The sequence below is a fragment of the Kribbella caucasensis genome, assembly GCF_004361855.1.
GTDB classification, from domain to species: Bacteria; Actinomycetota; Actinomycetes; order Propionibacteriales; family Kribbellaceae; genus Kribbella; species Kribbella caucasensis.
This window is the reverse complement of sequence record NZ_SNWQ01000034.1, coordinates 65,199-74,265: the sequence shown is the minus strand read 5'-3', so window position 1 is coordinate 74,265 and position 9,067 is coordinate 65,199. Positions and strand designations below refer to the sequence as shown.

8 protein-coding genes are annotated in these 9,067 nt (G+C 67.3%); 6 read left to right on the top strand and 2 right to left on the bottom strand.

Features of this window, described 5'->3' with window-relative positions; genetic code table 11:
- Both EV643_RS40105 and EV643_RS40100 read left to right on the top strand, forming a co-directional pair.
- Positions 1 to 689: phosphotransferase enzyme family protein (locus tag EV643_RS40105; RefSeq protein ID WP_238166136.1), on the top strand; the 689-nt coding region annotated here is incomplete at its 5' end.
- Between the two features lie 74 nt (positions 690 to 763).
- Positions 764 to 1,063, top strand: coding sequence for a hypothetical protein (locus EV643_RS40100; protein ID WP_133805470.1), 300 nt, complete (start codon positions 764 to 766; stop codon positions 1,061 to 1,063).
- 53 nt (positions 1,064 to 1,116) lie between these two features.
- Here the strand turns inward: EV643_RS40100 and EV643_RS40095 are convergent, their stop codons facing one another.
- Both EV643_RS40095 and EV643_RS40090 read right to left on the bottom strand, forming a co-directional pair.
- Positions 1,117 to 2,853 (bottom strand): DUF222 domain-containing protein, encoded by a 1,737-nt coding sequence (locus tag EV643_RS40095; RefSeq protein WP_133805469.1) that lies wholly within the window; start codon positions 2,851 to 2,853, stop codon positions 1,117 to 1,119.
- 422 nt (positions 2,854 to 3,275) lie between these two features.
- Positions 3,276 to 4,502 (bottom strand): DUF4032 domain-containing protein, encoded by a 1,227-nt coding sequence (locus tag EV643_RS40090; protein ID WP_133805468.1) that lies wholly within the window; start codon positions 4,500 to 4,502, stop codon positions 3,276 to 3,278.
- Positions 4,503 to 4,668: 166 nt separating this feature from the next.
- On the opposite strand from EV643_RS40090, the gene EV643_RS40085 reads away from it, so the two are divergent.
- From EV643_RS40085 to EV643_RS40070, 4 genes are all read left to right on the top strand, one after another.
- The gene (locus EV643_RS40085; protein ID WP_133805467.1) at positions 4,669 to 5,661 is read left to right on the top strand and encodes a LacI family DNA-binding transcriptional regulator; all 993 of its coding nucleotides are present in this window, start codon (positions 4,669 to 4,671) and stop codon (positions 5,659 to 5,661) included.
- A 209-nt stretch (positions 5,662 to 5,870) separates the two neighbouring features.
- On the top strand, positions 5,871 to 7,253 hold the full coding sequence (locus EV643_RS40080) for an ABC transporter substrate-binding protein (RefSeq protein ID WP_133805466.1): 1,383 nt from the start codon (positions 5,871 to 5,873) through the stop codon (positions 7,251 to 7,253).
- Complete coding sequence (locus EV643_RS40075; protein ID WP_133805465.1) at positions 7,253 to 8,194, top strand: carbohydrate ABC transporter permease; 942 nt, start codon at positions 7,253 to 7,255, stop codon at positions 8,192 to 8,194. The genes EV643_RS40080 and EV643_RS40075 overlap by 1 nt, the downstream gene beginning before the upstream one ends.
- Entirely contained in the window at positions 8,191 to 9,060 is an 870-nt protein-coding gene (locus EV643_RS40070; RefSeq protein ID WP_133805464.1) for a carbohydrate ABC transporter permease, read from the top strand. Before EV643_RS40075 ends, EV643_RS40070 begins: the two co-directional genes overlap by 4 nt.
- Positions 9,061 to 9,067 lie beyond the last annotated feature (7 nt).

Here is a 9,067-nt window from a genome sequence, read left to right as displayed (position 1 = left end):
AGAGGTCTTCCAAAGGATCACGCGATGACCGCCTTCAAGCGTCTACGCCACGCCCGTCACCGGGCCTGCCGTACACCACTCTGCTGGACGCCACTTCGCTGGCCGAAGTTGGTGGCCTGATGGCTCGGTTTCACCAAGCCAGCGCCACGATCACCCCGGCCTGGCAGCGGCCGCGCGCCTTTGCGCTGAATCACATCGTCTCCGCTGGTGCGTCTGGGTGGCTCCACGAATGGCTGGCTGACCTCGCCGCCGATCTGCAGCGGATCCGTCACGACGACGCCGGCAAGATAGTCATTCACGGCGACTTCACTGCGCACAACGTCGTGGCCTCCGGACAACCACCGCAGCCCACCGGTGTCATTGACTTCGCGCTTGCTTACGTCGAGTCCGCCCTCGCCGATGTGGGATTCGGGCTGTGGCGGAGCGGACGACCCCACCAGAATGCGATCGGACTAGACCCCCAACGGATCCATAACCTCATCTCCGGATACGTACAGGTCCGTCCACTCTCGGCAGCTGCGGCGGACGCCATCGCGGTCTACATCCGCGCCCGCGGCATCCAACAAGCCGTCAAGTCTCAGACGCGACGCCACCCACCTAGCGGCCTGCTCGCGCAGCGGATCCGCTGGCTATCTGCCCACCACAGCACCCTTCGAGAAGCCATATCTGACGCGATTCTGCAGGCTTGACGGTAGCTGTCGAGGTGAGCAGTTTCGGCGACGTACTTCGGCCGTCGCGCAAGTGCCTAGAGGTCGGCTAGCGTGTGACGGATCGACAGCGTGAGTATGCCGAGTTGCCAGTGTTGCTGATCGGCGGGAGGGGTTTCCAGATGGGCGAGGATGGACATCGAGAAGACCTGAGGGTGAAGCGGTACTCGAAACTCGACGAAGCGCTGCAGACCGTCGCGGCAGCTGATCGGCCTGGCTTCAGCTTCGTGCTCAGTGCCGAGCCGCAAGCCACTCGTGATGCCCGTCGCGACGGCGAGACTCAGTATGTGACGACCTACGTGGTCCGGATTTTCGAGAAGAAGCCGACATCAGGTGCTCTCGGCAAGGAAACTTAGCCTGAATTCGTGGACCGGGAAGCGGGTCGGCGGTCCGTGGGCTGTGGTTGGGTTCAGCTGTCTGCCGTGGGGTCGGTGACTGGGTGGGTTCCGGTGGGTGTGACGTGGAACCGGTAGCCGTGGGGTGTGGTCCACTCCAGCGTGGTGCGGTCCAGGCGTCTGACCTTCCAGCGGCCGAAGGTTTTGACCCTGTGGGTGTAGCGCCGCAGGGGTGCCAGGTTGTCGGTGCCGGTTTGGCCGGGTGGCCCGAGGGGGTCATATGGGCGGATGTGGTCCAGGTCCATGGCCCGGTGGGTTTCGCGGGTGCCGTAGGGGAATTGCTCGACCGGGTGGATCAGCTTGACCCGCTCCCGGATCCGGTCCGGGATCTCGTAGCTGTCGACGGGGATGGCGTCGTTCAGGTCGATGACCGGTTTGACGGTGTACGGGCCGTGGCCGACGAGTTCGGCCAGTTGGGTGGCCAGCAGCGGGCCGAGGCCCTCGACCCGCAGGATCCCGTCGCCGGTGGCCAGGGTGTGGTCGGTCAGGTGCACGTAGATCTCGGTCTGCCCCGGACGCACCCGCCCAGCCGAGCGACCCCCACCAACTGTGGGTGGGGTGGCGTGGGCGTCGTGCTTGATCTGGGCGAGGCGGGCGTCGAAGGCCCGCTGCGCGGCGGCGTCGAGGGGTTCACCGGCATCAGCGTCAGCGGCGTCGGAGTCGACGCGCGGGCCGGGCCAGCCGGGCTCGCCCGGGGTGCCGGTGGGGGTGTCCAGCGGGTCCGGTAGGTCGCTGTGGCTGGGGTGGGGCGCGTCCCGGTCGGCCTCGTCATCCGGCCCGGGCTCAGACCCGAACGTCGGCTCAGGCTCGCGGCCGGGCTCAGGCTCAGGGCCGTGCTCGGGCTCAGGGCCGTGCTCGGGCTCAGGTTCGGCGCCAGCCTCAGTACCGGGGCCAGCATCGGGGCTGGGGGCAGGGCTGGGGGCGGGTGCCGCCTGCGGTGCGGTCTCCGGGCCGGGGTCGGTTTGGGTGAGGAGCTGGGCGCGGGCCTGGCGGAGGAGTTCTTCGGTGTAGACGGGGTCGGCGATGATGCCGATCGCCTTGGCGCGGCGGTGCGGCAGGGTGTCGGTGTCGCCGAGAGTCTTGAGGGCGTCGGCGAGGCTGGCGATGGTGGCGTCGAAGCGGATCACGTCGCCGGACGCGGCGCGGATGTAGACCTTCTTGGTGCCGTGCTCGTCGGACTGGGCGACATATACACCGCGTTCCCGCGCCTTCTCCTCGGCCGCCGCGCGGGCGGCGTCGGGATCGGCGCGCCACTTCGCGGCCTTCACGATGTTCTCCAACCGCAGCGGGGTCACGCTGTCCACGATCGCCGCGACCTGCTTGTCCACCAGCGCGGCGGCCTCCTGCGACAGGGTGAGGCAGGCGGTGGCGATCCGGCAGGCCCGCCACGGTGTCGCGTCGCCGGAGCGGACCCGGGCGAGGGTGAACGGGAGGCGGTGGCGCAGGGCGAGGGCCTGCCCGATGAGGTTGGCCGCGGCGCCGGCCGAGATGCCGAGCATCGCGCCGAACTCGGCCGCCGCGAACTCGGCGACCTCGGGGCAGCCGTCACCACCCAGCACGACGGCGCGTTCGCGGCCCTGCCAGCTGCGGCGGCCGGGGCGGGGCGGGCAGGTGTCGGGGTGGTGGCGGTCGGCGTATTCCAGGGCGTGTTCGAGGAGGCTGGCCTCGCGCCGGTTGGCCTCGGCGCGTTGCTCGGCGGCCGAGGCCAGCAGGTCGGCCGTCGACAACTCGGTGAGATCCGTCTCGAACATACTGTCGATTATATGTCACACTCCGTGACCCCACCAAATTTCCCCTTATCCACAAGGGGAAACACGCCGGCACAGCCCACCCCCAGCCGCCCGGCCAGGTGTGCCCGGCGACTATGTGTCGTCGCCGCTACGGCTGTCGACGACCCCAGGGCTGGCAACCATCCACGAATCGAGGCTTCGGGCTGACCGAAGGTTCTGATCCGGTCGGCGTTCAGAGCCCGGCCACTTCTCGACTCGAATCACCGTGGAATTGCGGGCGGTGGCCACCGGTCGATCGCGCGCGAGCATCCGCATCGCCATGGCCGACAGCGCCCGCGCCCGCAGGTGCACAACCACGTGCCGAAGTCCGGCGATCCTCCGTCAGCTGGGATCTGATCCCCTCCCACCCAACACGCGTCGGGGCAGGGCCAGACGTTGCAGCGCTAGTCGGCTTCGAGGGCTGGGGCGGTCGGCAGGGCCAGCTTCTCGTCGGGCTTGGAGCTGAGGACGTCCGCCACGTAGGAGCGGGCGGCCTCCATCGTCTCGATCTCGTGGCCGGCCTGCTCGGACAGGAACCAGCGGTGTTCGAGCACCTCGTGGAAGACCTCGGCCGGTTCGAGCTTGCGCTTCAGGTCGCGCGGCACCGAACGCACCACCGGCTCGAACACCTCCGTCAGCCACTCGTGGGCGACGATCTCCTCGTCCTCTTTCTGCTGGTCGGTCGAGGCGGCGTACGAGTCCAGGTCGTTGAGCAGCCGGCGCGCCTGGTTCTCCTCGACGTCGAGCCCGGTCAACCGGATCAACCGGCGGCTGTGGTGGCCGGCGTCCACGACCTTCGGCTGGATCCGGACCTGGCTGCCGTCCCAGTCGGTGATGATGTCGATCTCGGCGACGTCGAACCCGAGTTCGTTCAGCCGCCGGATCCGCGAGTCCACCCGGTGCATCTCGTCGGTGTGGAACTCCTCCGGCGCGGTCAGCTCCGCCCAGAGCGCCTCGTACCGGTCGTTGATCGACTGGACCGTCTCCTGCGGGTCGATGTCCAGGTCGAGCAGGCCGCCCTCCTGCAGGTCGAGGAACTCGCCGAACAGGTTGATCTCCGCGGTGTACAGGTCGTGCGCGCGCTGCCCGTCGGAGATCTGCTGGTGCAGCTCGCCGGTCTCGGCGTCCACCAGGTACGCCGCGAAGGCGCCCGCGTCGCGCCGGAACAAGGTGTTCGACAGCGAGCAGTCGCCCCAGAAGAAGCCGAGCAGGTGCAACCGCACGATCAGTGCGGCGAGTGCGTCGATCAGCCGGTTCACGGTGTCGGGCCGCAGCGTGCTGGAGAACAACGCCCGGTACGGCAGTGAGAACTGCAGATGCTTGGTGACCAGGATCGAGTCGAGCGGTTCGCCGGCCTTGTCCAGCCGGTCGGTGATCACGCCGACCGGTTCGACCGACGGCGAGTCCAGCCGTTCGAGGTCGCGGAGCAGCCGGTATTCGTGCATCGCGAGGTGTTCCATCACCTCTTTGATCGCGTAGACGGTGCCGTTCACCCGGACGAAGCGGACCACATGCCGGGAGATACCACGCGGCAGTGCGACCAGCTGGTCCTCGGGCCAGTCCTCCAGTGGGACGTCCCAGGGCAGCGAGAGCAGGCCGGTGTCGGGGCGGGTAGCGACGAAACGAGGCACGCCCACCAGTGTGGCAGTTCCCGGCCCCGGACGCCTGAGCACGCAGTTCAATTCCTTCCCCACCCCACCGCCCCGGTCAGGCGCTTTCGGTGCGTGAGACCGCCGGCCGGAGAAATCAACGCAAGCCAGCGCAAATACTTGCGCAACCTGGCGTAGAGTTTGCGTCATGACACGACGACTTGCTGAGGTGGCGAAGAAGGTCGGCGTCAGCGAGGCCACTGTGAGCCGGGTGCTGAACGGCAAGCCGGGCGTCTCCGAGGCGACCCGGGAGTCGGTGCTCACCGCGCTCGACGTGCTCGGCTACGAGCGGCCGACCCAGCTGCGCGGCGACCGCGCAAGACTTGTCGGCCTGGTGCTGCCCGAGTTGCAGAACCCGATCTTCCCGGCCTTCGCCGAGGTGGTCGGCGGTGCGCTCGCCCAGCAGGGTTTCACCTCCTTGCTCTGCACCCGGACCGTCGGCGGTGTCTCCGAGGCGGACTACGTCGATCTCCTGCTGCAGCAGCAGGTCTCCGGGGTCGTCTTCGCCGGCGGGTTCTACGCCCAGGCCGACGCGCCGCACGAGCACTACCAGCTGATCCAGGAGCGCAAGCTGCCGTGCGTCCTGGTCAACGCGGCCGTCGACCACCTGGGCTTCCCGCAGGTCTCGTCGGACGATTTCGTCGCGGCGGACATGGCGATCGGCCATCTGCGCGCGCTCGGTCACGAGAAGATCGGCATGGTGCTCGGCCCGCGCGACCACATCCCGTCGCGCCGCAAACTCGACGCCTTCCTGGCCGCGCCCGAGGCCGATCCCGGCCTGGTCGAGCACACCATGTTCTCGCTCGAGGGCGGGCATGCGGCGGCGACCCGGCTGGTCAAGAACGGCGTCACCGGCATCGTCTGCGCCAGCGACATCCTCGCCCTCGGTGCGATCCGGGCGGTACGCCGGGCCGGCCTCGCGGTACCGGAGGACGTGTCGGTGATCGGCTACGACGACTCGGCGATGATGAACTGCACCGACCCGCCGTTGACCACGGTCCGGCAGCCGATCGACGCGATGGGCCGGGCCGCGGTGGACCTCCTGGTCGCCCTGATCGAGCGCGCCTCGGTTCCCGCCGACGAACTCCTTTTCGAGCCCGAGCTGGTGGTCCGCGCCTCGACCGCCCGCCTGAAGACCTGACGCCGTACGGTCACCGCCTGACTACTGAGGGGTGAAACCGGTCGCCGACCGGTTTCACCCCTTTGTCGTACCCGAAAGTTCCTGTCTGAAGTCACGTATTTGCAACTTATTATCAAGGTATTGCGTTGATCAAGTTGACTTGCCTACGGTGTGCCCACCTAGAGTGGGCGGGACGTAGCACGCCCTCGCTTCAGCAGAAGGGCAGATCGATGAGGACAACGAGCCATCGCCGGGCGCTCAGCCTGTTGCTCGTGGCAGGACTTGGTCTGGTGGCCGCGTCCTGCGGATCCGGGGACAGCGACGAGCCGGGCGCCCAGGGGTCGGGCAGTGCCGACGGCAAGGTGACGATCACGGTGGGCTGCCAGCCACCGAAGAGCAATCCCAAGGAGCGGGCCGGCTGGGACGAGGACGTCGCCGAGTTCCAGAAACTGCACCCGAACATCACCATCGAGAGCAAGGACGCCTTCCCCTGCATCAACCCGGACACCTTCCAGGCGAAGCTGGCCGGCGGCAGCCAGGAGGACGTGTTCTACGTCTACTACACCGACGTACAGAAGATCATCAAGGCCAAGCAGGCGGCCGACATCAGCGAGCACGTCGGCACCGTCAAGGCGCTGAGCGACATTCGCGCGGATGTCCAGAGCGTCTTCAAGGACGGCGACAAGACCTACGGCCTGCCGCGCAACAACTACAACATGGGCCTGGTCTACAACCGCAAGCTGTTCACCCAGGCGGGGCTCAACCCGGACGCCCCGCCGGCGACCTGGGCCGAGGTGCACGAGGCGGCGAAGAAGATCGCCGCGCTCGGCGCCGGCTACGTCGGCTTCGGTGAGTACAGCGCGGGCAACACCGGCGGCTGGCACTTCGCCGCCTCCCTGTACGCGCGCGGCGGCTCGATGGTCGCCGACGACGGCAAGAGCGCGGCCTTCAACAGCGCCGAGGGCAAGGCCGTTCTGGAGAACCTCAAGCAGATGCGCTGGAACGACAACTCCATGGGCAGCAAGCAGTTGCTGCAGTGGGAGGACCTGATGCGCATGATGGGCTCCGGCAAGCTCGGCATGATGATTGGCGCGCCGGACGTCGTGCAGTCGGTGAACAACGACTTCCAGGGCAAGTTCGAGGACTACGGTGTCGCCGCGGTGCCGGAGTCTGACGGCAAGGCGTCGCTGAGCGGCGGCGACGGCTACATGTTCAACCCGAAGGCGAGCCCGGAGAAGATCAAGGCCGGCCTGCTCTGGCTGGAGTTCCACGAACTGACGCCGGGCAAGGGCCAGTTCAATTACGCCCGGGCCAAGACCCAGGGCCGCCCGGTCGGCCTGCCGATCCCCGACTTGTACGGCGACAGCAAGCCGGGTCAGGAGATCGTTGCCCTGCGCAAACAGTACGCAACGGTCCCGGTCGACCACTTCACGCCGTACGTGACCGCCCAGACCAGCATCACCAACAAGCTCGAACCGCCCAAGGCGCAGGAGTTGTACGCCGTACTCGACGTCGCCATGTCCGCCGTACTGACCCGCAGGGACGCCGATATCGACAAGCTGCTCTCCGATGCCGAGTCCAAGGCCAACAAGATCCTCGCCAAGAACACCTGATGGCAGTTCTCACCGCCAAACCGCCGGTGCGTCGCTCCCCTCACCCGGGAGCGGCGCACCATCCGGGAGCGGCGCGCCGTGCGGTCGGCCGGAACCTCACGGCGTACGGGTTCCTGTGTGGGGCGTTGATCTGTTTCGCCTTCTTCTCCTGGTATCCGATGATCCGCGAGATCGTCCTCAGCTTCCAGGAGAACAACTTCGTCGACGCGCCTCGCTGGGTCGGCCTGGACAACTTCCGTACCGTCGTCGAGGACCCGGCGTTCCGGTCGGCCTGGCTGAACACCGCGGCCTTCACCGGTCTCGCCCTGGTCGTCGGGTACGCCGTGCCGTTCGTGCTGGCCGTGGTCCTCAACGAACTCCGGCACGCCAAGGCCTACCTGCGATTCGTCGTCTACCTCCCGGTGATGTTGCCGCCGGCCGTCGCGGTGCTGCTGTTCAAGTGGTTCTACGATCCGGGCGCGGGCCTGTTCAACCAGGTGCTGGACGGTGTCGGCCTGCCCCCGCTGAGTTGGCTCGACTCGACCAGTACGGCGCTGATCTCGCTCGTCATCGTGTCCACCTGGATGAACCTCGGCACCGGCACCCTGATCTACCTGGCCGCGCTCCAGTCCATCCCGGGCGATCTCTACGAATCGGCCGAGCTCGACGGCGCCGGGTTGTTCCGCCGGCTCTGGCACGTGACGATCCCGCAGACCAAGTTGATCCTGCTGGTGATGCTGCTGCTCCAGGTCGTGGCGACCATGCAGGTGTTCATCGAGCCGTATCTGCTGACCGGTGGCGGCCCGGAGAACGCGACCGTGACCGTCGCCTATCTGATGTACCAGTACGCGTTCAACTTCGGCGATTTCGGCGGTGGTGGCGCACTCGGCCTGATGCTGATGATCGTGCTGCTGGTGTTCTCGGCGTTCTACCTGCGCGTGTCGCGGGAGGAGACCAGATGAGGACCCTGGTGTCGCCGTTGTCGCTCCGCTCCTGGCACGGGCGGTTGATCTACTGGACCGTACTGGTTGCCGTGGTCATCGGATTCACCATCGCGTTCGTCTTTCCGTTGTACTGGATGGTGACCGGCGCGTTGAAGTCGCCGGATGAGTTGGCGCAGATCCCGCCGAGCTTCTTCCCGACCTCCTACGACTTCGGGGTCTACGCCGACGCGTGGGATCAGTTGCAGCTGGGCGTCTTCCTGCGGAACACGGTCCTGTACGCCGGGGGTGCGTGGCTGTTCACGCTCGCGGTCGACGTCACCGCGGCGTACGCGTTGTCGAAGCTGCGGCCGTTCTTCGGCAAGGTGATCCTCGGGGCGATGCTGGCCACGTTGATGATCCCGCCGATGGTGCTGCTGCTGCCGACGTACCTGGTGGCGAAGGACGTCCCGATCTTCGGTTGGGACCTGCTGAACACGCCGTGGGCGATCTGGTTGCCGGCGGCAGCGAACGGGTTCTTCGTCTTCCTGCTCAAGCGGTTCTTCGACTCGATCCCGCGCGAGTTGCTGGAGGCGGCCGAGATCGACGGGGCGTCGCCGCTGCGGATCCTCTGGTCGATCGTGCTGCCGGTGTCCCGGCCGATCCTCGGCGTGGTGTCGATCCTGTCGGTGGTCACGGTCTGGAAGGACTTCGTCTGGCCGCTGTTGGTGCTGCCGGAGACGGACAAGATGTCCATCAGCGTCGGCATCGCGTCGCTGTCCGCGCAGATGCCGCAGAACGTGCTGATCGCGTCGTTGGTGATCGCCAGCCTGCCGACCATCCTCGTCTTCTTCGTCTTCCAGCGCAGCATCATGGCGGGCCTCACCGCCGGAAGTCTCAAAGGCTGATCCCAAC

Bases quoted from the DNA above. Each gene is read 5' to 3' on its own strand.
- EV643_RS40080 (WP_133805466.1), top strand. From the start codon at position 5,871: ATGAGGACAACGAGCCATCGCCGGGCGCTCAGCCTGTTGCTCGTGGCA.
- EV643_RS40075 (WP_133805465.1), top strand. From the start codon at position 7,253: ATGGCAGTTCTCACCGCCAAACCGCCGGTGCGTCGCTCCCCTCACCCG.
- EV643_RS40095 (WP_133805469.1), bottom strand. From the start codon at position 2,853: ATGTTCGAGACGGATCTCACCGAGTTGTCGACGGCCGACCTGCTGGCC.
- EV643_RS40085 (WP_133805467.1), top strand. From the start codon at position 4,669: ATGACACGACGACTTGCTGAGGTGGCGAAGAAGGTCGGCGTCAGCGAG.
- EV643_RS40070 (WP_133805464.1), top strand. From the start codon at position 8,191: ATGAGGACCCTGGTGTCGCCGTTGTCGCTCCGCTCCTGGCACGGGCGG.